The 23,145-nt window shown below is 67.7% G+C and carries 23 protein-coding genes; 15 read left to right on the plus strand and 8 right to left on the minus strand.

Annotated elements, in window-relative coordinates:
* Positions 1–64: 64 nt before the first annotated feature.
* Positions 65–1,294 (plus strand): cytochrome P450, encoded by a 1,230-nt coding sequence (locus ACO227_RS00560; RefSeq protein ID WP_423604419.1) that lies wholly within the window; start codon positions 65–67, stop codon positions 1,292–1,294.
* Here ACO227_RS00560 and ACO227_RS00565 read toward each other — a convergent pair.
* Both ACO227_RS00565 and ACO227_RS00570 read right to left on the minus strand, forming a co-directional pair.
* Positions 1,291–2,073, minus strand: a complete 783-nt coding sequence (locus ACO227_RS00565) for a Crp/Fnr family transcriptional regulator (protein WP_423604421.1) — start codon at positions 2,071–2,073, stop codon at positions 1,291–1,293. The genes ACO227_RS00560 and ACO227_RS00565 overlap by 4 nt on opposite strands.
* Positions 2,074–2,228: 155 nt before the next feature.
* Entirely contained in the window at positions 2,229–2,468 is a 240-nt protein-coding gene (locus ACO227_RS00570; protein ID WP_423604423.1) for a DUF6894 family protein, read from the minus strand.
* A 176-nt stretch (positions 2,469–2,644) separates the two neighbouring features.
* Between ACO227_RS00570 and msrB the strand changes: the two genes are divergently transcribed.
* Positions 2,645–3,130 carry a peptide-methionine (R)-S-oxide reductase MsrB gene (msrB, locus tag ACO227_RS00575; protein ID WP_423604425.1) on the plus strand — a complete coding sequence of 162 codons (486 nt, stop codon included), beginning with the start codon at positions 2,645–2,647 and terminating at the stop codon, positions 3,128–3,130.
* A gap of 15 nt (positions 3,131–3,145) precedes the next feature.
* On the opposite strand, the gene ACO227_RS00580 is transcribed toward msrB, so the two are convergent.
* Together ACO227_RS00580 and ACO227_RS00585 are read right to left on the minus strand one after the other, a co-directional pair.
* Positions 3,146–3,346, minus strand: coding sequence for a dodecin family protein (locus ACO227_RS00580; protein ID WP_423604426.1), 201 nt, complete (start codon positions 3,344–3,346; stop codon positions 3,146–3,148).
* A gap of 236 nt (positions 3,347–3,582) precedes the next feature.
* On the minus strand, positions 3,583–4,146 hold the full coding sequence (locus ACO227_RS00585) for a CHAP domain-containing protein (protein WP_423604428.1): 564 nt from the start codon (positions 4,144–4,146) through the stop codon (positions 3,583–3,585).
* A gap of 565 nt (positions 4,147–4,711) precedes the next feature.
* Between ACO227_RS00585 and ACO227_RS00590 the strand changes: the two genes are divergently transcribed.
* A complete protein-coding gene (locus ACO227_RS00590; RefSeq protein ID WP_423604430.1) occupies positions 4,712–5,263 on the plus strand; it encodes a hypothetical protein in 552 nt (183 codons plus the stop codon).
* A 22-nt stretch (positions 5,264–5,285) separates the two neighbouring features.
* Here ACO227_RS00590 and ACO227_RS00595 read toward each other — a convergent pair whose 3' ends face one another.
* From ACO227_RS00595 to ACO227_RS00605, 3 genes are read right to left on the minus strand one after another with little or no spacing between them, the layout of a single operon-like run.
* Positions 5,286–6,020 carry an extensin family protein gene (locus ACO227_RS00595; protein ID WP_423604432.1) on the minus strand — a complete coding sequence of 245 codons (735 nt, stop codon included), beginning with the start codon at positions 6,018–6,020 and terminating at the stop codon, positions 5,286–5,288.
* Positions 6,017–6,766 carry an NUDIX hydrolase gene (locus ACO227_RS00600; protein ID WP_423604434.1) on the minus strand — a complete coding sequence of 250 codons (750 nt, stop codon included), beginning with the start codon at positions 6,764–6,766 and terminating at the stop codon, positions 6,017–6,019. The genes ACO227_RS00595 and ACO227_RS00600 overlap by 4 nt, the downstream gene beginning before the upstream one ends.
* Before the next feature lie 48 nt (positions 6,767–6,814).
* Positions 6,815–7,930, minus strand: coding sequence for a site-specific DNA-methyltransferase (locus tag ACO227_RS00605; RefSeq protein WP_423604435.1), 1,116 nt, complete (start codon positions 7,928–7,930; stop codon positions 6,815–6,817).
* Between the two features lie 183 nt (positions 7,931–8,113).
* Here ACO227_RS00605 and ACO227_RS00610 point away from each other — a divergent pair, with 183 nt between their 5' ends.
* From ACO227_RS00610 to mobA, 9 genes are all read left to right on the plus strand, one after another.
* A complete protein-coding gene (locus ACO227_RS00610) occupies positions 8,114–8,695 on the plus strand; it encodes an ANTAR domain-containing response regulator (RefSeq protein ID WP_423604436.1) in 582 nt (193 codons plus the stop codon).
* Positions 8,692–9,903, plus strand: coding sequence for a CmpA/NrtA family ABC transporter substrate-binding protein (locus ACO227_RS00615; protein ID WP_423604438.1), 1,212 nt, complete (start codon positions 8,692–8,694; stop codon positions 9,901–9,903). The genes ACO227_RS00610 and ACO227_RS00615 overlap by 4 nt, the downstream gene beginning before the upstream one ends.
* Before the next feature lie 252 nt (positions 9,904–10,155).
* Positions 10,156–11,391, plus strand: coding sequence for a nitrate/nitrite transporter (locus tag ACO227_RS00620; protein ID WP_423604440.1), 1,236 nt, complete (start codon positions 10,156–10,158; stop codon positions 11,389–11,391).
* The gene (locus ACO227_RS00625; protein ID WP_423604442.1) at positions 11,391–12,584 is read left to right on the plus strand and encodes a hypothetical protein; all 1,194 of its coding nucleotides are present in this window, start codon (positions 11,391–11,393) and stop codon (positions 12,582–12,584) included. The genes ACO227_RS00620 and ACO227_RS00625 overlap by 1 nt, the downstream gene beginning before the upstream one ends.
* Positions 12,584–15,070 carry a nitrite reductase large subunit NirB gene (nirB, locus tag ACO227_RS00630; protein ID WP_423604444.1) on the plus strand — a complete coding sequence of 829 codons (2,487 nt, stop codon included), beginning with the start codon at positions 12,584–12,586 and terminating at the stop codon, positions 15,068–15,070. Before ACO227_RS00625 ends, nirB begins: the two co-directional genes overlap by 1 nt.
* Entirely contained in the window at positions 15,070–15,408 is a 339-nt protein-coding gene (nirD, locus tag ACO227_RS00635; protein WP_265117129.1) for a nitrite reductase small subunit NirD, read from the plus strand. Before nirB ends, nirD begins: the two co-directional genes overlap by 1 nt.
* Entirely contained in the window at positions 15,405–18,005 is a 2,601-nt protein-coding gene (locus ACO227_RS00640; protein ID WP_423604446.1) for a molybdopterin-dependent oxidoreductase, read from the plus strand. Before nirD ends, ACO227_RS00640 begins: the two co-directional genes overlap by 4 nt.
* Positions 17,998–18,762 (plus strand): uroporphyrinogen-III C-methyltransferase, encoded by a 765-nt coding sequence (gene cobA, locus ACO227_RS00645; RefSeq protein ID WP_423604448.1) that lies wholly within the window; start codon positions 17,998–18,000, stop codon positions 18,760–18,762. The genes ACO227_RS00640 and cobA overlap by 8 nt, the downstream gene beginning before the upstream one ends.
* Positions 18,759–19,295, plus strand: a complete 537-nt coding sequence (mobA, locus tag ACO227_RS00650; protein WP_423604449.1) for a molybdenum cofactor guanylyltransferase — start codon at positions 18,759–18,761, stop codon at positions 19,293–19,295. Before cobA ends, mobA begins: the two co-directional genes overlap by 4 nt.
* On the opposite strand, the gene ACO227_RS00655 is transcribed toward mobA, so the two are convergent.
* Positions 19,292–20,194 (minus strand): LysR family transcriptional regulator, encoded by a 903-nt coding sequence (locus ACO227_RS00655; protein ID WP_423604451.1) that lies wholly within the window; start codon positions 20,192–20,194, stop codon positions 19,292–19,294. The genes mobA and ACO227_RS00655 overlap by 4 nt on opposite strands.
* Before the next feature lie 155 nt (positions 20,195–20,349).
* On the opposite strand from ACO227_RS00655, the gene ACO227_RS00660 reads away from it, so the two are divergent.
* The 3 genes from ACO227_RS00660 to ACO227_RS00670 all read left to right on the plus strand — a co-directional run bounded on the left by ACO227_RS00660 (position 20,350) and on the right by ACO227_RS00670 (position 23,142).
* Positions 20,350–21,333 (plus strand): aldo/keto reductase, encoded by a 984-nt coding sequence (locus ACO227_RS00660; RefSeq protein WP_423604452.1) that lies wholly within the window; start codon positions 20,350–20,352, stop codon positions 21,331–21,333.
* A 199-nt stretch (positions 21,334–21,532) separates the two neighbouring features.
* A complete protein-coding gene (gene paoA / locus ACO227_RS00665; RefSeq protein ID WP_423604454.1) occupies positions 21,533–22,195 on the plus strand; it encodes an aldehyde dehydrogenase iron-sulfur subunit PaoA in 663 nt (220 codons plus the stop codon).
* Positions 22,192–23,142: an FAD binding domain-containing protein gene (locus ACO227_RS00670; protein WP_423604455.1), complete on the plus strand. Its 951-nt coding sequence runs from the start codon at positions 22,192–22,194 to the stop codon at positions 23,140–23,142. The genes paoA and ACO227_RS00670 overlap by 4 nt, the downstream gene beginning before the upstream one ends.
* Positions 23,143–23,145 lie beyond the last annotated feature (3 nt).

Below are 23,145 nucleotides of genomic sequence, written 5' to 3' on the forward strand. Positions count from 1 at the left end.
TATTGACAAACCTGTCAGTTAATCCACTCTTCCGGACAAACAGAGTCCCAGGGAGAGTATCGCCATGGCCACCTTAGCGCCCGAAACCGCGCCCGCCGTCGACCCGCTCGACGTCACCCGGCCCGAGCTCTACCGCGACGATCTCTGGCATGAACCCTTCCGCCGCCTGCGCGCCGAGGCGCCGGTCTATCGCTGCGAGAACAGCGCGTTCGGCCCCTATTGGTCGATCTCCACCTACAAGCCGATCGTCGAGGTCGAATCGCTCCCCGACCTCTATTCCTCCCAGGCCGGCGGCATCACGGTCGCCGACCTGATGCCCGAGGACATCAAGATGCCGATGTTCATCGCGATGGACCGGCCCAAGCACACCGGCCAGCGCCGCACCGTCGCCCCCGCTTTCACGCCGTCCGAGATGGTGCGGATGACCGGCGACATCCGCCACCGTACCGCCGAGATCCTCGACTCGCTCCCGGTCGGCGAGAAATTCGACTGGGTCGACTGCGTCTCGATCGAGCTGACCACGCAGATGCTCGCGTTGCTGTTCGACTTCCCCTGGGAGGAGCGCCGCAAGCTCACTTACTGGTCCGACTGGGCCGGCGACATCGAGATCGCCAAGGACCCGGTGCGCAAGGAAGAGCGCCGCCAGATCCTGTTCCAGTGCGCCGCCGAGTTCGGAGCCCTCTGGAACTCGAAGGTCGGCAAGGAACCGACCCCCGACCTCATCTCGATGATGATCCACTCGGACGCGATGGCGGAGATGGACCAGATGGAGTTCCTCGGGAACCTCATCCTGCTCATCGTCGGCGGCAACGACACCACGCGCAACTCGATGAGCGCCTATGCCTGGGCGCTCGAGCAGTTCCCCGAGGAGCGCGCCAAGCTCGAGGCCAGCCCCGAGCTGATTCCCAATGCCTGCCAGGAGATCATCCGCTGGCAGACCCCGCTCGCACACATGCGCCGCACCGCGACGCAGGACACCGAGTTGATGGGCCAGCAAATCCGCGAGGGCGACAAGCTCGTCCTCTGGTATCTTTCCGCCAACCGCGACGAGAGCGTGTTCGAGCGCCCCGACGAGATCATCGTCGATCGTCCCAATGCCCGCCGCCACCTGGCATTCGGCCACGGCATCCATCGCTGCGTCGGCGCGCGCCTCGCCGAGCTTCAGATCGGCGTGCTGATGGAGGAAATGGCCAGGCGCCGCCTGCGCCCCAACGTCATTGCCGAGCCCGAGCGCGTCTCGGCCTGCTTCGTCCGTGGCTACAAGAGGATGCCGGTGGAGCTCAGCCGCTACTAGCTTGTCATGCGAGCCGCGGGCACGGTCCCGGTCCGGATCCGCGCCGCTTCGGTGATCAGCTGGTCGAGGTGCAGGTAATTCTCGTTGAAGTCCGCGAGTTCGCTGAGTCCTTCCCAATCCCTGATCACGATCGTGCGGTGATTGCGCACGATCAATCCGGAACGATCGAGATCGCGCAGCATCCGGTTGACGTGCACCGGCGTCAGGCCGGTCGCGTCGGCGAGCTGCTCCTGGCTCATCGGCATCTCGTAACGCAGCCGATCGGCGAGTCCCGCCGCCTCCATTCGCCGCGCCAGCTCGCACAGCAGATGGGCGATGCGCGTCATGGCGTCGCGCCGGCCGACATTGACCACCCATTCGCGAAAGATCGACGCATCGATCAGCGTGTCGGTCCACATCGCCAGCCCGACCATCGGCCGTGTGCACGCCAGCGCGCGGATATCGTTACGCGCCACGATCGCGAATTCGCATCGAGTCAGCGCCTGAACATTGTGATCGGCGAGGTTGAGCAGCACGCCCTGCAGGTCGACGAAGTCGCCCGGGATGTGCAGGCTGATGATCTGACGCATCCCCTGCGACGTCACCTTCTGGCGGAAGGCGAAGCCTGAGAGCAGCATGCAGGCGCGCTCGGGCTGCTCGCCCTCGCGCACCAGATAGGTCTCGCGCTCCGTGGTCTGGAGACGAAAGGGCAGTGCCAGGATCGCGGCGCGATCCTCGTCGTAGAGCGTCACGCGCGATTCGAGCTTGCGCACCAATGGTGCAAGGAGATTGGGGGACATGGGAGGCGCTCCGTGGAACTTGGGGCGGGAGCGCGACGATAGTCTCTCAGCCGCTGACGCCCGGAAATCCGGCCAGCGATACGGCTATAATGAACGAGATCAGGATCCGGTTCCCTGATCCAGGATAAGCCGCCGCTTGGCCGGCGCGGCTGATCCTATGAATGGATCGTCACGGCGCCCGAAAAGGGCAGCTTGAGAACAACTTCGCCCTTGTCGTCCGACACTTCGATATAGTCGCTCAAGTGGAGCTGGCCGCTGCGAACGTCCTCCGCCATCAGCGACCGTGCGGCGGCAAGGGCATGCTGACGCACCGCCGCCATGTCGTGGAGAATGCATCCCTCGACGTCCGGCGTCTGCCCGAAACGATCGTAAAGCTTGAAGAAATAGCGGGCCACCAGGATCCACTTCCCATGGGTTCATCGCTCAACGCGCTAAGGCGATGATTTGTGCCGGACAATGCGACAGCGCTCACAGGACATGCGATTTGACGTCGCGTCGCCGCCTTTGACGCCGCCGCTCGCACTTCCCATCTTCGCTTGGCGTTCATGCCGGAGTCGAGAGGAACCAGCCCTTGCCGCTTACCCGCCGCCATCTGTTCGCCCTTGCCGGCACCGGCGCGATCGCCGTGACCTTCGGCTGCACCTCGCAGGAGAGCGAGGCCGCGCAGCGGTTCGAGTTCACCCTCACCGACCCCGAATGGCGCAAGCGGCTCAGTCCCGCGCAATATCGCGTGCTCCGCCAGGCCGCGACCGAGCGCGCCTTCACCAGCCCGCTCGACAAGGAGAAGCGCGCCGGCACCTTCGCCTGCGCCGGCTGCGGCCTGCCGCTCTACAGCTCGCGCACCAAGTTCGACAGCGGCACCGGCTGGCCGAGCTTCTACGCCCCGCTCAAGGATGCGATCCGCACCCGCACCGACTATGCGATCGGCGTGCCGCGCACCGAAGTGCTCTGCCGCCGCTGCGGCGGCCACCTCGGCCATGTCTTCAACGACGGTCCGCCGCCGACCGGCAAGCGCTATTGCATGAACGGCCTGGCGATGACCTTCAGGTCGGCCTGACGCCGGCAGGCGCGGTCACCGTACGACGAAGGTCACCGCGAGGATCACGCGCCATTCGACGACCTTGTTGTCGCGCACCACGCCCTTTGTGTCCTTGACCCAGACGCTCTCGATATTGTCCACGGTCTCGCCGACCTTGGCGACGCCGTCGCGGATCGCGTCCTCGATGCTCTCGGTCGAGCTGGAGATGACCTCGATGACCTTCGCAACCGACATGGCTCTGCTCCCGTTGTGGATCGCCCGCCCGCGGGATCGAGAATAACGTTGGCCCGGCCTCCCGCAAAACGAAATGCCGCGGTGAGGTCGGCGATCCGGCCTCTAACCCGCCACCCCGGCCCCGTGCCGGGGTCCACCGGGAGGCAAAAGACGAGGCGGGAGCACACGCGGTTCGCGGGAGGCAAATGGATCCCGGCACAGGCCGGGATGACGATGAGGGGATAAGGCGGCTTGCCTTACTTCTGCATCGCGGTCGTGATCCCGAACTTCTCGAGATCGATCGCCGCGATGGTCACGCCGCCGAACGGCGCTTCGTTCTCCAGTTCCGGGCGCTCGATCACCGGGGCCTTGCCGGTGTAGATGAAGCCGTTGACCGGATAGGTCGAGGTGCCGAGCCCGCCATTCGACGCGAACCACACCTTGACGCGGCTCCAGTCGCCCTTCTCGGACACGTCCACCGCGATCACGTTCTTCTCGATGCCGCCGCGGCGCGACCAGTTGGCATGGGTCAGCAGCACTTCGCGGTCGCTCAGCACCTTCGAGACCATCGCGACATGGCCGAGGCGCATACGCTGGGTCGCCGCGAACGACATGACCGAGCCGACCACCGGCTCGCGGCCGCGCTCGTAGCGGCCTTCCGCCTGCGCCCACCAGGTGTGGGCATTGCCGTGGATCTGGATGCCGGAGATCATGCGGGCATAGGGGACGCACTGCCAGAACTGCGCGTTGGCAGGGGCGATCGTCGCCAGGCAAAGCGCCGCCATCAGCGCGAATCGCGCCGCAAGAATCTTGGCGTTCATGGTGGCCCCCTTCAGACCCCGAATCTCGATGCAGGGGTGGTGGCAGAATGGTTCCGTCGATCCTAGAGCACCGCGGCCGATATCCGATGAATCGTTTCGCCGCGGCGATGACTGGCGTTTTTGCCCGGCTTCAGTGCTCGCATCGACCGAGCCAGCCCTTGCAATGTTGGATTTCGCCTGCTCCGCTTGCCCTGCCCGCTCTTTGACAGTGTCAACCGCCATTCAGCCGCGCATCGCGCGGATACGCGCATTATTATGCATATATTCCAGGCACTTGACGCTGATGAAGCCGAAAGTGACAGGCGCCGCCGAACCCCGCGATAGTGTCAACTTTGTCAACTTCGGCCACGGATCGTTACGGGCTTGATTCGCATTTGTTGCCCGAAAGTCGCGATCCACAGCTCTTTCGTTCGCCTGCCCTCGGTTCACCGCAACCAATGTTGCAACGCAAAACCATCTGTGATTCCTTGTCTGAACGGCGGACGACGCGGGGTTAAGGATGGGGTTAACCATCTTGGGGCATCCTCCGCCGTGAAGGAGACGAGTGGGGTGGGAGTGAAGGAGAATGAGCGCACGAAGTAAGCCGGCCGAAGGCGCGATGACGCTGGCCGAGATGAAGGAATTCGCCGGGTTCGCCGCGGCGACGCAGCGGTACATCCGCCGCTCGCTCGATGTCGGGCTCGAGCGCAACGACGCCATGGAGCGCTGGTCGCGCGACGTGGTCGAAGCCGCCAGCATCCGCGCCCAGGCGCATATGTACGACCGGCTTCCCGAGATCCGCGCGCTGATCCCCGACGACAGCGGGCTCGATGCGATGGAGCCGTTCATGGCGCCGTTGGTCACCGTCTCCGCGTTCGATCTGGGACAGGGCCGGCTCACCAGCTTTTCGGCCTATCGCTTCCTCTACGAGCGGCTGATCGGCGCCGAGGTGCGGCCGTGGCTGCCCGCCGCCTTCTGCGCGGCGGCGGCGCTGCCGCATCTCCATCCGGACCTGCGGCGCAAGCTGCTCCAGTCGATCAGCGAAGCCGCGGCGACCGCGTCGGGCTGGTCGAACCGCCAGCCCGCCTTCTTCCCGCAATGGGTGGAGAAGGTCGGCACCGAGCCGCTGCCGAATTGAGTTTTTCTCCCGGCAGGTCTGCCTAGCGGCAGGCCCGCCACCCCATCTCCCCGCGTTCCGCCTGGTCGAGGTGGAAGTGGTCGCGATGCGCCGCATTATAGTCCGGCGACAAGACGGTCGAGAACAGCTCGCACGCCCCATCCCGCACGTCATGCAGGAAGCGCGCCTTCGACCCCTTCCCCGCCCAGTCGCCGACCAGCGTGATCCGCGTCCCGTCCGCCAGCCGGAATGCCGCGACGTCCACCGCGTCCGCCGTCGAATGCTCGCTCCAGCTCGCCCCTTCGCGATTGTACATGCGTCGGCAATTGTAGCTGCCGAAATGCTCGATCTCGGCCACCTTCTGCCCGAAGTGGCGCTGGGCCGCGGGCTGCACCACCTCCCACTCCCACACCGCCAGCCCCGCCGCGACCGGACAGGACACGCCCAGGTCACCCGGCGCGAACCGGATCCGCCGCGCCCCGCCCGGCGCGAACCGCACGACATCGGCATAGCCGCACGCCCCGTCGCTCTCGCTCAGCGGCGCGAGCGCGGTGTAGCGCACCCCGGCCTTGTCGAGCGCCTTGCGGCATGCGGGGAAATCCTCGGTCAGCCCGGCCAGCTTGCGGCCAGTGAACAGCCCCACCGGCTGGCTCAAGTCGAGCTCGGTCCAGGGCAGGTCCTGCGGCCGGTCCCGCACCATCGCGTAGAGCAGCAGTATCAGCGTCAGCAGCAGCGCCGCCACCACGATCGCCGCCAGGCTGTTGCGCAGCAGCTTCATGCGCGGAGCGCCGTTCCGATCCCTTGCGAGGTCACCGGATAACCGAGTCCCTCGGGGATGCAGAGCCGCTCCTCGCCGTCGCGCATCTCGACCCATGGCGTGATCGGCTCGACTGGATGCGCCCGGGCATCCGCCGCCGCCTCGGCGAAGCTGCCGAACTGTGCCAGCCGCTCGAGATTGCGCCGCGTCGGAAAGATGATCCGCGCCCTCCCGGCATCGGCGGCATCCAGCACCTCTTGCGCCCTCGCCCAGAACAGCCGGACATTCTCGTTCCCGTCCACCGCCGCTTCCGCCGCGTCATCGGGCAGTCGCGCCAGGTAGAAGCGCGTGTCGAACACCTTGTGCGACACGTCCGAAGGCGGCAACCACCGCGCGAAGGGCACCAGCGCATCGAGATCGATCACAGCCTCGGCCAGCACTTCACCCATCGGCCTCCCGGCATACAGCGCCGCGCGAACCCATTCGAGATCGGCCAGGCCAGCGACCCCCACTGCCAGCCCGGCTTCCTCGATCGTCTCGCGGATCGCAGCGATCCGCGCGGCGAGGTCGTCGGGATCGCCGCGATGCAGCCCCGCCAGCGCGCGGTCGCCGGGATCGACCCGGCCGCCGGGGAACACCAGCGCCCCACCGGCGAAACGCATCGCCGCCGAGCGTTCGACGATGAGCAATTCGGGCGGCCCCGCGACGCGCTCGCGCATCACGATCAGCGTCGCGGCGGGGATCGGCTGGAAGGAAGCACCCGTCATCGCAGGCGGGTTTAGGGTCGAAGCCCGCGGATGGGAAGCGACGCGGCGCTAGTCGGCGCGGCGCACCTCGACGTCGAATGCCATTCCGGGAAATGCCGTCTTCATTCGCGCCTCAGCCAGGCTGATCGCGACGCGCCCGTGATCGATCCCCGCCCAGCGCCGCCCGAGCTTCTGCGCGGCATGGATCGCTGTGCCGCAGCCGCAGAACGGGTCGAGCACCACGTCCCCCTCGTTCGACGACGCCGCGATGATCCGCTCGAGCAGCGCGATTGGCTTCTGCGTCGGATAGCCGAGCCGCTCCTGCGCTTGCGAGTTGATCGCCGGGATGTCGCTCCACAGCGCCTGCACCGGCAGCCCGCGCGCCTCGTCCAGATAGCGTTTCAGCCGGATGCCGCCGGTGCGCGTGAAGTGCAGCCGCCCCTCGCGGTCGAGCCGCTCCATCGTCTCGACCGGCATCCGCCAATAGGAATGCACGCCCTTATAGTCATAGTGATAGCCGCCGCCCGACAGCCCCTTGGCGGTGAGATTGTCGTCCATCCACAGCCGCCCATCGGGATCACGATTGTGGAAGCGCGCTTCATAGTCGCGATCATAAGGCGTGAATTGCGGATTCCATACCGGCTTCACGCCCTTGGAATAGAACAGGATGATGTCGGTGTTGCGCCCGTAGCGCCCGCCGTCGCTGTGCGCCGAGGTGCGCTTCCAGGTGATCTCGTTGCGGAACCGCTCGGCGCCGAACACGCCGTCCGCCAGCAGTTTGAGGTAATGGCTCGCAGTCGGATCGCAGTGGAGATAGAGGCTGCCCGTCGGCTTGAGCACGCGGTGCAGCTCGATCATCCGGATCGCCATCATCGCGAGATACGCCATCATGGCGTTCTCGCCGAGAAACGCGCGCATCGCATTGAGCAGGTCGAACGCCTGCGTGCAGCCGCTCTGCATCGCCTGGTCGAAGGCATCCTCGGCGGCGTCGTTCCAGCGCCATGTGTCCTCGAACGCCTCGACCTGCGCGTCCGCCTCCGCCACGCCCGCCGGAGAGCGGAACAGGATATTGTAGTTGGCGTTCGAGTTGAACGGGGGGTCGAGATAGACGAGGTCGACGCTCTCGTCCGGGAAATGCGCGCGCAGGACGTCGAGATTGTCGCCGTAGAAAAGATGATTCGCCAATTGCATCCGACGTTCCCGACGCGTGCCACAGCGCGGGACCGCTAGCCGATCATTTCGGGAACATGCGTGAAGTTGAGTCCGTTCCGGAGCCATTGCTCGAGGTCAAAGGACCCTCCGTCTTACTTGAAACAAACCAACCCTTATCCGCTGGTGCAATGCAGCATTATTGCGTAAGTGGACGCGATGCGGATCGCGATCATCGACACCAGCCAGACGCGTGCGGCGATCATCTCGGAAGGATTGCGCGAAGCCGGGCTCGAGGATCTGACGCTGATCGACCCCGCGGGTCCGCTCGCCGCACAGATCGAGGCGGCGGCGCCGGAAGTGGTGCTGGTCAACCTCGAGAACCCGAGCCGCGACGTGCTCGAGGACTTCTTCGCCATGTCGCGTGTCCTCGGCCGGCCGATCGCGATGTTCGTCGACCAGAGCGATGCCGAGGCGACGGGCGCGGCGATCGACGCTGGGGTTTCGGCCTATGTCGTCGACGGGCTGTCGAAGCAGCGCATCAAGCCGGTGCTCGACCTCGCCGTCCGCCGCTTCCAGGCCTTCTCCCGGCTCCAGCGCGAGCTCGACGAGGCCAAGAACGCGCTCGCCGAGCGCGCGACGATCGACCGCGCCAAGTCGATCCTGATGAAGCGCCGCGGGATCGACGAGCCCACCGCCTATGCGCTGTTGCGCGGCCAGGCGATGCGCACCAACCGCCGCATCGCTGAGATCGCCGAAGCGATCGTGACGAGCGAAGCGCTGATGGGAGACATGCCGTGACCAGCGAAACCCTGCGCATCGGCTTCCTCCCGCTGGTCGATGCCGCGCTCCCGATCCTCGCGCACGAGCTCGGCTTCGCCGAGGCCGAGGGGCTGTCGCTCGAACTGGTTCGTGACATGACCTGGGCGACGGTGCGCGACCGGCTGCTCTACGGCCATACCGACGCCGCGCACATCGTCGCCCCGCTCGCCATCGCCACCGCGCTCGGCCGTGACCGGCCGGCGGTGCCGATGGCGGTGCCCTTCGTGCTCGGCCTCAACGGCAATGCGATCACCGTCTCGACCGCGCTCGCCGATGCGATCGGCGTGGGCGACCAGCTGGGCGACCCGGTCACGATCGGCGCGGCGCTCAAGCAGGTCGCGCAGGCGCGCGCGACGGAAGACCGGCGGCTGCGTTTCGGCGTGGTCCACCGTTATTCCAGCCACAATTACATGCTGCGCTACTGGCTTGCGGGCGTGGGCATCCGCCCCGACCATGACGTCGAAATCGCCGTCACCAGCCCCCCCTTCGCCGCCGATGCCCTCGCGGCGGGTGAGGTCGACGGCATCTGCGTCGGCGAGCCGTGGAACTCGATCGCGGTCGATCGCGGCGTCGGCCGGATCGCGCTCGCCACGGCACAGATCTGGCGGCGGGGCGTCGAGAAGGTATTGGCCCTGCGTGGCGAGGTCGTCGACGAACGGCGCGACGCGGTATTGCGGCTGATCCGCGCGCTCCACGCAGCGGCCGCGCATTTCGTGCGCCCCGAAACCGCCGAGCAGAGCGCCGACATCCTCGCCGGCGCAGCCTATCTCGATGCCTCGCGCGATGCGATCCTGCGCGCGATCACCGATCGCATCCGCCTCGTCCCCGGCGGCGCGCCGGTCCATTATCCCGATTTCATGTTCCAGTATCGCGAAGCCGCCAACTTCCCCTGGCGCAGCCAGGCGGCGTGGCTCTATTCGCAGATGGCGCGATGGGACGGCCTGCCCTATTCGGACGCCGACGCGGCAACCGCCGCCAACACCTTCCGCCCCGACCTCTATCGCGAGGCGCTGGCGGGATCGGGCGCGCCACTGCCCGGCGCCAGCTCGAAGCTGGAGGGCGGGCTCGACGAGCCGATCGGCGCCGGATCGGTGCAGGGGCGGCTCGTCCTCGGCGCCGACCGTTTCTTCGATCGTCGCGCGTTCGACCCGGAGGATATTCCCGGATATCTGGCCGCCTTGCCATGACGCGGCGCGTCTAAAAATATTGCACTTGCGAAGAAAGCGCTTGCCGCGCCCGGTCGAATCGGGCAGCTTCACCCTACTCGGCAAGGACGCCGGGGCGGAATCACGCGGTTAGGCTTCCAACGGGGGGAGCCCGGACCGCAACGGGCCGGGGCGCGAGCCTCATCAACCGAAACAGGCAACGAAGCCGCCGGAACGCGCCGTCATGGCGCCGTTCCGGCGGCTTTTTTCTTGTCCATCGAACGGGGACAGAAGATGGCAACCACCTATCTGGACGCGAACGCGTCCGCCAAGTCGAGCTTCTGGTCGAGCGGGCACACGCCCACGCTGATCGCCGCATTCCTCTATTTTGACCTCGCCTTCATGGTCTGGGTGATTCTCGGGCCGCTCGCGCCCGAGATCGCCAAGACGCTCGCGCTGACCCCGGCGCAGAAGGGGCTGATGGTCGCGGTACCGACGCTGGCAGGCGCGATCCTGCGCGTCGTGAACGGCCTGCTGGTCGATCGCATCGGGCCCAAGCGCTCGGGCACGATCAGCCAGGTGATCGTCATCGCCGGCCTGTTCACCGCCTGGATGGCCGGGGTCACCAGCTTCGCCGGCACGCTCGCGCTCGGCGTGATCCTCGGCTTTGCGGGCGCGAGCTTCGCGATCGCGCTGCCGCTCGCCAGCCGCTGGTACCCGCCCGAGCATCAGGGCAAGGCGATGGGCCTCGCGGGCATGGGCAATTCGGGTACCGTGCTCGCCGCGCTATTCGCCCCTGCGCTCGCCAAGCTGTTCGGCTGGAACAGCGTGCTCGGTCTCGCCTGCATCCCGCTGACGCTCGTCCTGATCGCCTATGTCGTGATGGCCAAGGACGCGCCGGGCCGCCCGCCAGCCAAGTCGCTGACCGACTATTTCAAGCCGCTCAAGGTTGCGGACGCCTGGTGGCTGATGGGCTTCTACGCCGTCACCTTCGGCGGCTTCGTCGGGCTCGCCGCCAGCCTGCCCATCTACTTCACCGACCGCTTCGGCCTCACCACCATCCAGGCGGGCTATGCGACGGCGGGCTGCGTCTTCGCGGGCTCGCTGATCCGTCCGCTCGGGGGCGCGCTGGCCGATGCGATCGGCGGGGTGAAGGCGCTCACCGCGGTGTTCATCTTCGCCGCCTTCGCGCTGATCGGGGTCAGCCTGGCCGAGAATTTCGCGACCGCATTGCTGCTGTTCGTGCTCGCGATGCTCGCGCTCGGCACCGGCAACGGTTCGGTGTTCCAGCTCGTGCCGCAGCGCTTCTCGGCGGAGATCGGCGTGATGACCGGGCTGGTCGGCATGGCCGGCGGCGTCGGCGGCTTCTACCTTGCCTCCTCGCTCGGCCTCGCCAAGCAGTGGACCGGCAGCTTCTCCGGCGGCTTCCTGATCTTCGCAGGCCTTGCGGTCGTGGCTCTCGCCGGCCTCCTGCTGGTCAAGGGCAAGTGGCGCGCAACCTGGGGCGCGGCCGAGGGCGTGCGCATCTGATGCGCGCCGCGTTTCTCCTCGCCGGGCTGGTGGCGGCGTTACCCGCCACCGCCCAGTCGCTCAAGCCGCTCGCCGAAGCCCGGCTGCGCTACGAACAGGTCGAGCAGGACGGCCTCGCGCTCGACGCCGATGCGCTGACCCTGCGGGTTCGCGCCGGGATCGAAGCGAAGCAGGGGCCGCTCGTCGCGCTGGTCGAGGCACAGGGCAACCTCGCCATTGCCGGCAACTATTATGACGGGTTGCAAGGTGCCGCGACGCGCCCGCTGATCGCCGATCCGCAGAATGTGGCGATCAGCCGCGCGCAGCTTGGCCTGAAGCTCCCGGCGGTGACGCTCACCGCGGGCCGCCAGCGCATCCTGCTCGACGATGAGCGCTTCGTCGGCGCGTCGGGGTTCCGCCAGAACGGCCAGAGCTTCGATGCCGTCCGCGCCGAGGTCACGCCGATCAAGGGGATCAAGGCCGACCTGACCTATGCCTGGGCGGTCCGCACCATCTGGGGGATCGACGGTACCGGCGCCCGCCAGCGTGCGGTGGGTGGCGACAACATCCTTGCCAACCTCAGCTACGCCACCCCGGTCGGCACGCTCACCGGCTTCGGCTATTGGGTCGATCAGGACGAGGCCGCGGTGCAGGGCTATCGCCTCTCCAGCAAGACGTTCGGCGCGCGCCTCGCTGGTGTCCGTCCGATCGGCAAGGCCAAGCTCGCCTATCAGCTCAGCTACGCCCGTCAGTCGGACTTTCACCGCAATCCCAACGATTATACTGCGGACTATTGGCTCGCGGACCTCGCCCTCGACCTCAATGGTCCGAAGCTCGGCGCGGGCTACGAAGTGCTGGGCGCCGGCAACGGCGCCGCGTTCACCAGCTTCCAGACACCGCTCGGCACCAATTTCAAGTTCCAGGGCTGGGCCGACAAATATTTGGTCACCCCGCCCGATGGGATGCGCGATCTCTATGTCAGCGCCGGCTGGGGCTGGAAGGCGATCGGCCCGGCCAAGGCGGTGACCTTTCAGGCCGCCTGGCACCGCTACGAGAGCGACCGACTCACCCGACATTATGGCGACGAGCTCAACCTCCTCGCCTCGGCGAAGTTCGGCAAGACCACCGCCTCGGTCCGCTTCGCCGACTATCAGGCGGACTTGTTCGCCACCGATACCCGCAAATTCTGGCTGCAACTGGACTGGACGATCTGATGGAACTGCAACGCATCGCGCGCGCCGAAGATGATACGCGCGAGCATCTCGTGGTGATCGGCAACGGCATGGCCGGCTGCCGCGCGGTCGAGGAAATCCTCGCCCGCGATCCCGCCCGTTACCGCGTCACCATCTTCGGCGCCGAGCCACGCGTGAACTACAATCGCATCATGCTCTCCCCCGTGCTCGCGGGCGAGAAGGCGTTCGACGACATCGTCATCAACACCACCGAATGGTATGTCGAGAACGGCATCGATCTGATCGCGGGCGATCCCGTGATCGGCATCGATCGCGCGGCCAAGACCGTCACCTCGCGCGGCGGCGTCTCGATCGGCTATGACAAGCTGCTGATCGCCACCGGATCGGATCCGTTCATCATCCCGGTGCCGGGCAAGGATTTGCCCGGCGTGATCAGCTTCCGCGACATGGACGACGTCAACACCATGCTCGCCGCCGCCGATCGGGGCGGCAGCGCGGTGGTGATCGGCGGCGGTCTGCTCGGCCTCGAGGCCGCCCACGGCCTCTCGCTGCGCGGGATGAAGGTCACCGTCCTCCACCTCATGCCCACGTTGATGGAGCGTCAGCTCGACGAGGCGGCGGGCTGGCTGCTCAAGCAGGCGCTCGAGGCGCGCGGCCAGACGATCCTCACCGGAGCCGACACCGCCGAGATCATGGGCACCGCCCGTGTCGAGGGCGTCAAGCTCAAGGACGGCACCGAGATTCCCGCCGATCTCGTCGTGATGGCGGTCGGCATTCGTCCCTCCACCACGCTCGCGCGCGATGCGGGGCTTGAGGTCGGGCGCGGGATCAAGGTCGACGACCATATGGTCACCAGCGACCCCGACGTGCTCGCGGTCGGCGAATGCGTCGAGCATGACGGGCAGTGCTACGGCCTGGTCGCGCCGCTGTGGGACATGTGCCGCGCGCTCGCCGACCATATGACCGAGAGCCCCACCGGCTATCGCGGCTCGGTCACCTCGACCAAGCTCAAGGTGTCGGGGATCGATGTCTTCTCGGCCGGCGACTTCTCGGGCGGCGAAGGCTGCGAGGACATCGTCATGCGCGACGCCGCGCGCGGCGTGTACAAGCGCGTGATCGTCAAGGACGACCGCATCGTCGGCGCCGTCCTCTACGGCGACACCGGCGACGGCAGCTGGTATTTCGACCTGCTCAAGAAGCAGGAGGACGTGTCCGACCTGCGCGATTTCCTGATCTTCGGCCAGGCCTTCGCCCAGGGAGGTGGGCAAGCGGACCCTAAGGCGGCCGTTGCGGCGCTTTCCGACGATGCGGAAATCTGCGGCTGCAACGGCGTCTCAAAAGGGCAGGTGGTTGCCTGCATCGCCAACGGCGCGCACAGCCTCGATGCGGTGCGCGGCACCTGCAAGGCATCGGCGAGCTGCGGCCAGTGCACCGGGCTGGTCGAGACCTTGCTCGCGTTCGCGCTGGGCGACGAGGTCCAGTCCGGCCCGAAGACGATGTGCAAATGCACCAGCTTCACCCACGACGATGTCCGCCGCGAGATCGTCGCGCAAGAACTCAAGGTCATCCCCCAGGTGATGCAGGCGCTCAACTGGTCGACTCCCGACGGCTGTTCCTCGTGCCGCCCGGCGCTCAATTATTACCTGCTCTGCGCTTGGCCTGCGGAGCATGTCGAGGACCCGCAGAGCCGTTTCGTCAACGAGCGCATGCACGCCAACATCCAGAAGGACGGCACCTATTCGGTGGTCCCGCGCATGTGGGGCGGCGTCACCACCCCCGCCGAGCTGCGCGCGATCGCCGACGCCGCAGAGAAGTATGGCGCGCGCATGGTCAAAGTCACCGGCGGCCAGCGGCTCGACCTGTTCGGGATCAAGAAGGAAGACCTGCCCGCGATCTGGGGCGACCTCAACGCCGCGGGGATGGTCTCGGGCCATGCCTATGGCAAGGCGCTGCGCACGGTGAAGACCTGTGTCGGCTCCGAATGGTGCCGCTTCGGCACGCAGGATTCGACCGGCCTCGGCATCAAGACCGAGCGGATGACCTGGGGTTCGTGGATGCCCCACAAGTTCAAGATCGCGGTCAGTGGCTGCCCGCGCAATTGCGCCGAGGCGACGATCAAGGACTTCGGCGTGATCTGCGTCGATTCGGGCTACGAGCTGCACATCGGCGGCAATGGCGGTATCCACCTGCGCGGCACCGACCTCTTGTGCAAGGTCGCGACCGAGCAGGAGGCGCTCGACTACTGCGCCGCCTTCATCCAGCTCTATCGCGAGGAAGCGCGCTATCTCGACCGCACCGCGCCGTGGGTCGAGCGCGTCGGGCTCGATTACATCAAGTCGCGCATCGTCGAGGATGAAGAGGGGCGCGAGGCGCTCAAGGAACGCTTCCTCGAATCCCAGCGCCACCTCCAGAAGGACCCCTGGGCCGAGCGTGCCGCGGGCGCCGAGCGCGAACTTCACCAGCATATCGCGGAAATCCGGCCCTTCGCGGTCGTGGGAGCAGAGTAATGGACGCTGAATGGCTCGATATCGGTCCGGTGGACCAGCTGCCCGCAATGGGCGCGCGTACTTTGCCCGTGCATGGCGGCGAGGAGATCGCGATCTTCCGAACCGCCACCGGATCGGTCCATGCGCTGGTCAACAAATGCCCGCACAAGCAGGGGCCATTGAGCCAGGGCATCGTCCACGACACCTCGGTCGCCTGCCCGCTGCACAATTGGCGCATCTCGCTCGTCACCGGCAAGGCGCTCGGCGGCGACGAGGGCTGCGTGCCGGTGATCCCGGTCAAGATCGATGGCGGCCGCATCCTGATCGCTCGCGCCGAGGCGCTCGCGGGGGTGGCGTGAACGAAGCGATCCGCACCACCTGCGCCTATTGCGGCGTCGGCTGCGGCATCCGCGCGACCGTGACGGGCCCGCGCGAGGTGCGAATCGAGGGCGATCCCGACCACCCCGCCAACCGCGGCCGGCTCTGCTCCAAGGGCACGCATCTGGGCGAGACGGTCGGGCTCGAGGGACGGCTGCTCCACCCGATGATCGGGATGAAGCGCGCGAGCTGGGACCGTGCGCTCAATCTCGTCGCCAAGCGTTTCCGCGACGCGATCGCGCAGCACGGTCCGAACAGCGTCGCCTTCTACGTCTCGGGGCAATTGCTCACCGAAGACTATTATGTCGCCAACAAGCTGATGAAGGGCTTCATCGGCTCCGCCAATATCGACACTAACTCGCGCCTGTGCATGTCGAGCGCGGTCGCCGCGCACATCCGCGCGTTCGGCGAGGACGTCGTTCCCGCCAGCTATGACGATCTCGACGCCGCCGACCTATTCGTGCTGGTCGGATCCAACACCGCCTGGTGTCACCCGATCGTCTATCAGCGCATCCGCGCGCGGTGCGAGGCGGGCGCCAAGCTCATCGTGATCGACCCCCGCCGTACCGAGACCGCCGAGGAAGCCGATCTCCATCTGCCGATCCGACCGGGCAGCGACGTCGCGCTGATGAACGGCCTGCTGCACTATTGCCGCGAGGCGGGCGCGCTCGATCAGGGCTATCTCGCCGCGCATGTCGCGGTGCCTGAGGATTTCTGGAGCAAGCTTGGAGAGGGAAGCGACCTGTGGTCGGTGGCGCGCGTCTGCGACGTGCCGCCGTCAGACCTCAGGCGTTTCTACGAACTGTTCGCCGCCAACCCGCGGACGATCACCCTGTTCAGCCAGGGTGTGAACCAGTCGATCAGCGGCACCGATCAGGGCAACGCGATCATCAACCTCCATCTGGCCACGGGACGGATCGGCAAGCCCGGCGCGGCGCCGTTCTCGATCACCGGCCAGCCCAATGCGATGGGCGGACGCGAGGTCGGCGGGCTCGCCTCGACCCTCGCCGCGCACATGGATTTCGCGCCCGAGAATCGCGCGCGCATCCAGCGCTTCTGGGCCTCGCCGTCGATCGCCGAGAAGCCGGGCCTCAAGGCCGTCGATCTGTTCCGCGCGATCGACGAGGGGCGGATCAAGGCGTTGTGGGTGATGGCGACAAACCCCGCGGTGTCGATGCCCGATGCCGGCCGGGTGCGTGAGGCACTCGCCGCCTGCCCGTTCGTGGTCGTCAGCGACGTGATGGAGCGCACCGATACCGGCGAGTTCGCACATGTCCGCCTGCCCGCCGCGGCCTGGGGCGAGAAGGACGGCACCGTTACCAACAGCGACCGCACGATCAGCCGCCAGCGCGCGCTCTTCCCGCTGCCGGGCGAGGCGAAGCCCGATTGGTGGATTGTCAAGGAAGTCGCGCGGCGCATGGGGTGGAAGACGCCCTTCGCCTATGATCGCGCCGCTGAGATCTGGCGCGAGCATTGCCGCCTCGCGGCCTATCAGAACGACGGCGCACGCGTCTTCACCCTGCCCAATGGCGGCGCGGGCGGCAACGCGGCCTATGACGCGATGGAACCGCAACGCTGGGGCGGCACGCCCTTCGCCGATGGCCGCTACTCGACCCCCGACCGCCGCGCGCGCCTCGTCTCCGTCACGCAGCGACCGCTGCAGGACCCACTCTCCAACTGGCCAATGACGCTCAACACCGGGCGCTATCGCGACCAATGGCATACCATGACGCGCACCGGCCTGTCGCCCAAACTCGCTCGCCACCGCGAGGAGCCGCTGGTCGAGGTTCACCCGGACGACGCCGCCGCATTCGGCGTCGAAGACGGCGGCTTCGCCCGCGTCGCGACGCCGCAGGGCGAGAGCATCTTTCGTGCCGCCGTCACTGATGCGCAGCGGCTGGGCGAGCTCTTCACCCCAATCCACTGGACCGACCGCACCTCGACCGGCGGGCGCACTGGGCTGCTCCCGCGCCCGCTCACCGATCCGATCTCGGGCCAGCCGGGGTTCAAGTCGACGCCCGCGCGGATCGAGCCGGTTTCCGCCGAGTGGCGCGGCTTCCTGATCGTCACCGGCGACCTGCCCGCGCCGCCCAAATGCCTGTGGGCAACGCGCGTCGCGATCCCGGCGGGGGCGCTGTGGGAGATCGCAGGCAATGGCGACGCGCTTCGGCTCGACAAATTGCTTCCCGCCGGCGAGCGGGTCGAGGCGGTCGATCCCGCGCGCGGCACCCGCCGTGTCGCCATCCTGCGCGATGGGCGCCTGGCCGCCGCGCTGTTCGTCACGCGCACCGGCGAGCTACCGCCGCGCGACTGGCTGATCGCCCAGCTCTCCGCGCCACAGGTCGCGCCGACCTTGCTCGCGGGCCGGGCGCCGGGTGCGCAGTCCGATCGCGGCGCGGTGATCTGCGTCTGCTTCGATGTCGGGATCAACACCATCGTCACCGCGATCCGCGACCAGCAACTCACTGACGTCCCCGCGATCGGCGCGGCGCTTCAGGCTGGCACCAATTGCGGCTCATGCCGCCCCGCGCTCGCCCGTATCCTCGCCGAGACGAGACAGGAGGCCGTCAATGCCTGATGATTTTCCCGCCGGCAGCGTGTGGCTGGTCGGTGCCGGCCCCGGCGATGTCGAGCTGCTCACGCTCAAGGCTGCACGGCTGATCGCCGCGGCGGAGATCATCTTCTACGACGCGCTGGTCGGCCCGGACATCCTCGCGCTCGCCCCCGATGCCAAGCTGATCCCCGTCGGCAAGCGCGCGGGCCGCCACTCCAGGGATCAGGACGCGATCAACGGCTTGCTGGTCGAGGCCGCGCTGTTGGGCAAGCGCGTCGTCCGCCTCAAGGGCGGCGATCCTGCGATCTTCGCGCGCAGCGCCGAGGAGATGGAGGCCTGCGCTCGCGCCGGTATCTTCGCGCGCATCTGCCCCGGCATCACCACCGCTAGCGCCGCCGCGGCCTCCGCAGGCCTGTCGCTGTCGCTGCGCGGCCTCGCCCGCCGCGTCCAATTCGTGACGGCGCACGCCCGCGCAGGCGAGCCGCTCGACCTCGACTGGACGGCACTCGCCCATGCCGGCTCGACGCTCGCTTTCTATATGGGCCGCGGCGCCGCGCGCGAGATCAGCGAGAAGCTGGTCGCGGCGGGCCTGCCCGGTGCGACTCCGGTGCTCGTCGCCTGCGATGTCAGCCTGCCCACCGAGCAGCACCTCTCGACCCGGCTGGACCTGCTCCCGCTCGCGGTCAAGTCGATCGCGGACAACCGACCGACCCTGCTGCTCATCGGCGAAGCCGTCGCCCGCCCCGCTGCCGTGCGGCCCGCACAAGCGCTCACGACATGAACCGCCCGCCGCGCATCCTCGGCGCGGTGCTCGCCGGTGGCGCGTCGCGTCGCTTCGGCGGCGACAAGGCGCTCGCTTCCCTGGGCGGTGCGCCGATGCTCGATCATGTCGTGACGGCCCTCACCCCCCAGGTTGCCGAGGTCGCCATCTGCGGACGAAGCTGGGACGACCTCCGCGCCCTTCCCGACACGACCCCCGAGCGCATCGGTCCGCTCGCCGGGCTCGAGGCCGCGCTCCGCTTCGCCGCGCGGGCGGGGTTCGACGGTGTCGTCACCGTGCCCGTCGATGTGGTTCCCCTTCCCGGCAACCTCGTCGAACTCCTCGCCGGTCCCGGCCCGGCGGTGTTCGAGAACCAATGGCTGATCGGCTGCTGGCCGGCCCATCTGCACGCGGCGCTCGCGGCGTTCCTCGCCGCTGGCGACCGCCGCTGGCGCGCCTGGATCGAGCATTGCGCCGCCAGGCGCGTCGCCGAACCCTGCCCGCTCCACAACGTCAACACCCGCGCCGACTGGAGCGCCGCCCGCGCCGCCTAGCCCGGCTGTCCGCGATAGCGGAGCGCCTCCAGCACCAGGCGGAAGGCCGGGGACGGCTGGCGGCGGCTCGGATAATAGAGGTGATAGCCGTCGAACGGTTCGCACCAGTCCTCCAGCACGCGGACCAGCGCGCCGCTCGCGAGTTGCGGCTCGAAATGATCCTCCATCAGGAAGGCGATGCCGCGCCCGGCGATCGCCGCTTCGGTGATGAGGTCGACATCGTTGAGCACCAACTGGCCCTCGACCCTCACCCGCAGCTCGCGGCCGTCGCGCTCGAACTCCCAGGCATAGAGATTGCCCGCACTGGTCATGCGCAGGTTGATGCAATTGTGACGCGCGAGGTCGTGCGGCGTGCGGGGAATCCCGCGTTCCGCGAAATAGCCCGGGGCTCCCACCGCGGCCATGCGCAGCCGCGGCCCGATCGGCACGGCGATCATGTCCTTTTCCAGCCGCTCGCCCAGCCGGACGCCCGCGTCGAAGCGTTCGGCGACGATGTCCTTGAGGCCGGCATCGACGTCCAGTTCGATCTGGATGTCCCGATGCTCGGCCGTCAGCCGATCGAGCGCCGGCCACAGCACGCTGCGCGCGGCATGTTTCGAGGTCGTGATCCGGACCGTCCCGGCGGGCCGCTCGCGCAGCTCGGTCAGCGAGGCGAGCTTGCCGTCGATCTCGTCGAGGGCGGGCCGCAGCGTCTCGACCAGCCGCTCGCCGGCTTCGGTCGGCGCCACGCTGCGGGTGGTGCGGGTCAGCAGGCGCAGCCCCAGCCGCGCCTCGAGCCGCCGCATCGAGTGGCTGAGCGCCGATTGCGAAAGGCCGAGCTTGGCGGCCGCCCGTGTGAAGCTCCGCTCCTCGGCAACCGCGAGGAACAGCGCCAGGCTTCCGAGTTCCTCACGCCGCATGCCGCAATCCAGCTTCACCTTGTTTCATGACATGACGTCATAGGCTCAAGCGACTTTCCCTGTCTAATTGCAACAGCAGCGAACCCCTAAGTTCCCCCCAGAGTGCCAATCGAAACGCGGCTGGCGGTTCTCGCCGCCGTCAGGAGGAAAGCTCGATGCAACAGCGCGTTTTGGGCCGCGACGGTCTTCAGGTGTCGGCGCTGGGACTGGGCTGCATGGGCCTGAGCTTTGCCTATGGGCCCGCGACCGATCGTCAGGATGCCATCGGGCTGATCCGCGCCGCGCACGAACGCGGCGTCACCTTCTTCGACACCGCCGAAGCCTATGGCCCGGGCATCAACGAGGAGCTGATCGGCGAGGCGCTCGAGCCGCTGCGCGACAAGGTCGTGATCGCGACCAAGTTCGGGTTCCGCAACGGCGTTCCCACCGAAGGCCTCGACAGCCGTCCGGAGCGCATCCGCGAAGTTGCCGATGCCGCGCTGAAACGGCTTCGCACCGACCGGATCGACCTCTTCTACCAGCACCGCGTCGACCCGGAGGTGCCGATCGAAGAGGTTGCCGACACGGTGAAGGAGCTGATCCAGGCAGGCAAGGTGCTGCATTTCGGCTTGTCCGAGGCAAGCGCGAATTCGATCCGCCGCGCGCATGCGGTCCAGCCGATCGCGGCGCTGCAGAGCGAATATTCGCTGTGGTGGCGCGAGCCCGAGGGCGAGATCCTGCCGCTGCTCGACGAGCTCGGCATCGGCTTCGTACCGTTCAGCCCGCTCGGTCGGGGGTTCCTGACCGGCAAGATCGAAGCGGGTAGGACATTCGGCGCGGGGGACTTCCGCAGCACCTTGCCGCGCTTCTCGCCCGCGGCGCTGGCGGCCAATCAGGCGGTCGTCGACCTGGTGCGCGAGCTGGCGGACGCCCGCGGCGCGACGCCGGCGCAAATCGCGCTTGCCTGGCTGCTCGCGCAGCGCCCGTCGATCGTGCCGATCCCCGGCACCACCAAGCTGCACCGACTCGAGGAGAATCTCGGCGCCGCCGACATCACGCTGGATGCAGCCGATTTGGCGCGGATCGACCACGCGCTCGCCACGGTCGAGGTGATCGGCGACCGCTATCCCGCCTCGAACCAGCGGCTCATCAATCGATGAAACGGGTGCTCATCTGGCATAACCATTCGCTCGGCCAGGCGCTGATCGTCGCCTCCGGCAGCGCGATGACTCATCGCGGTGGAGGAACGGGCGGGCGGCGAGGTTGTTACGTGGATGGAACCGGTCACCGATGCGCTGTATCGCCGAAGGCAGCGACTAGGGTTACAATAGCCGGCGCTGAACCGGCGGAGCGCGACGGATGCTCGCACAGGACGGGAGTCACGACGAGATGAAGGAAGACGACTTCGGCGTCACGCGACGCGGCGTGCTGGTCGGCGGGAGCGCCTCGGTCGCCGTCGCGGCCGTTCCTGCTGCGGATGCGCGAACCTCGCCACGCGAACCCGTTCCCGCCGCCACGAGCGTGACGCTGACCGTCAACGGCGCGAAGCGGGACCTGGCGCTCGATCCTCGCACCACCCTGCTCGACGCCCTGCGCGAGCATCTGCGGCTCACCGGCACCAAGAAGGGCTGCGACCACGGCCAGTGCGGCGCCTGTACCGTGATCGTCGAGGGACGGCGGATCAATTCATGCCTCAGCCTGGCGGTAATGCATGACGGCGATGAAGTGACCACGATCGAAGGTCTCGGCACGCCCGGCAAGCTCCATCCGATGCAGGCGGCGTTCGTCAAGCATGACGGCTACCAGTGCGGCTATTGCACGCCGGGACAGATCTGCTCGGCGGTCGCGGTACTCGACGAGATCCGCGCAGGAATACCGAGCCACGCCACCCGCGACCTCAACGCCCGCCCCCGCGCCACCAATGACGAGATGCGCGAGCGAATGAGCGGCAACATCTGCCGCTGCGGCGCCTATTCGAACATCCTCGACGCGATGACCGAAGTCGCCGGGAGGCGCGCATGAAACCCTTCACCTATGAGCGCGTGACCACGCCTGCAGAGGCTGCCACAGCGGCGGCGCGTACCCAGGGCGCGCGGTTCATCGCCGGCGGCACCAATCTGCTCGACCTGATGAAGCTGCAGATCGAGGTGCCGACTCACCTGATCGACGTCAACCGTATCGGGCTCGACCGGATCGAGGCGACGCCGGAGGGCGGGGTCCGCATCGGCGCGCTGGTGCGCAACACCGACCTTGCGGCCGACCGGCGTATTCGCAAGGATTACGGCGTGCTGTCGCGGGCACTGCTCGCGGGCGCCTCGGGCCAGCTGCGCAACCGTGCAACGACCGCGGGCAATTTGCTCCAGCGCACGCGCTGCCCCTATTTCTACGACACCAACCAGGCGTGCAACAAGCGCAAGCCCGGCTCGGGCTGCGCCGCGATCGGCGGGTTCAGCCGCCAGCTCGGCGTGATCGGGACGAGCGAGGCGTGCATCGCCACGCATCCCAGCGACATGGCAATCGCGATGCGCGCGCTCGATGCGGCGGTGGAGACGGTGAAGCCCGATGGCACCACCCGCGCCATCCCGCTCGCCAATTTCCACGTGCTGCCGGCCGATACGCCGCATGTCGAGACCGTGCTCGAAAGCGGGGAGTTGATCACCGCGGTGACGCTGCCTGCGCCGCTGGGCGGCACGCATGTCTACCACAAGGTTCGCGATCGCGCGTCTTATGCCTTCGCGCTGGTCTCAGTCGCCGCGGTCCTCCAGCACGACGGGAGCGGCCGCGTGGCGGTGGGCGGGATCGCGCCCAAGCCGTGGCGGGTCGAGGCGGCCGAGGCGGCACTGCCGCGGGGCGCCAAGCCCGCGGCCGACATCCTTCTCGCGGGCGCGCGGCCCACCAAGGACAATGCGTTCAAGCTGCCCCTCGTCGCGCGCACGCTCGGCGCGGTGATGGCGCAGGCAAGGGGTTGATGC

The sequence above is a fragment of the Sphingomonas sp. MS122 genome (genome assembly GCF_049532975.1).
Lineage (GTDB): Bacteria > Pseudomonadota > Alphaproteobacteria > Sphingomonadales > Sphingomonadaceae > Sphingomonas.

Coding starts and splice junctions, on each gene's coding strand:
- ACO227_RS00560 (WP_423604419.1), top strand. CDS start 65: ATGGCCACCTTAGCGCCCGAAACCGCGCCCGCCGTCGACCCGCTCGAC.
- ACO227_RS00565 (WP_423604421.1), bottom strand. CDS start 2,073: ATGTCCCCCAATCTCCTTGCACCATTGGTGCGCAAGCTCGAATCGCGC.
- ACO227_RS00580 (WP_423604426.1), bottom strand. CDS start 3,346: ATGTCGGTTGCGAAGGTCATCGAGGTCATCTCCAGCTCGACCGAGAGC.
- ACO227_RS00585 (WP_423604428.1), bottom strand. CDS start 4,146: ATGAACGCCAAGATTCTTGCGGCGCGATTCGCGCTGATGGCGGCGCTT.
- ACO227_RS00590 (WP_423604430.1), top strand. CDS start 4,712: ATGAGCGCACGAAGTAAGCCGGCCGAAGGCGCGATGACGCTGGCCGAG.
- ACO227_RS00595 (WP_423604432.1), bottom strand. CDS start 6,020: ATGAAGCTGCTGCGCAACAGCCTGGCGGCGATCGTGGTGGCGGCGCTG.
- ACO227_RS00600 (WP_423604434.1), bottom strand. CDS start 6,766: ATGACGGGTGCTTCCTTCCAGCCGATCCCCGCCGCGACGCTGATCGTG.
- ACO227_RS00610 (WP_423604436.1), top strand. CDS start 8,114: ATGCGGATCGCGATCATCGACACCAGCCAGACGCGTGCGGCGATCATC.
- ACO227_RS00620 (WP_423604440.1), top strand. CDS start 10,156: ATGGCAACCACCTATCTGGACGCGAACGCGTCCGCCAAGTCGAGCTTC.
- ACO227_RS00625 (WP_423604442.1), top strand. CDS start 11,391: ATGCGCGCCGCGTTTCTCCTCGCCGGGCTGGTGGCGGCGTTACCCGCC.
- nirB (WP_423604444.1), top strand. CDS start 12,584: ATGGAACTGCAACGCATCGCGCGCGCCGAAGATGATACGCGCGAGCAT.
- nirD (WP_265117129.1), top strand. CDS start 15,070: ATGGACGCTGAATGGCTCGATATCGGTCCGGTGGACCAGCTGCCCGCA.
- cobA (WP_423604448.1), top strand. CDS start 17,998: ATGCCTGATGATTTTCCCGCCGGCAGCGTGTGGCTGGTCGGTGCCGGC.
- mobA (WP_423604449.1), top strand. CDS start 18,759: ATGAACCGCCCGCCGCGCATCCTCGGCGCGGTGCTCGCCGGTGGCGCG.
- ACO227_RS00655 (WP_423604451.1), bottom strand. CDS start 20,194: ATGCGGCGTGAGGAACTCGGAAGCCTGGCGCTGTTCCTCGCGGTTGCC.
- ACO227_RS00660 (WP_423604452.1), top strand. CDS start 20,350: ATGCAACAGCGCGTTTTGGGCCGCGACGGTCTTCAGGTGTCGGCGCTG.
- paoA (WP_423604454.1), top strand. CDS start 21,533: ATGCTCGCACAGGACGGGAGTCACGACGAGATGAAGGAAGACGACTTC.
- ACO227_RS00670 (WP_423604455.1), top strand. CDS start 22,192: ATGAAACCCTTCACCTATGAGCGCGTGACCACGCCTGCAGAGGCTGCC.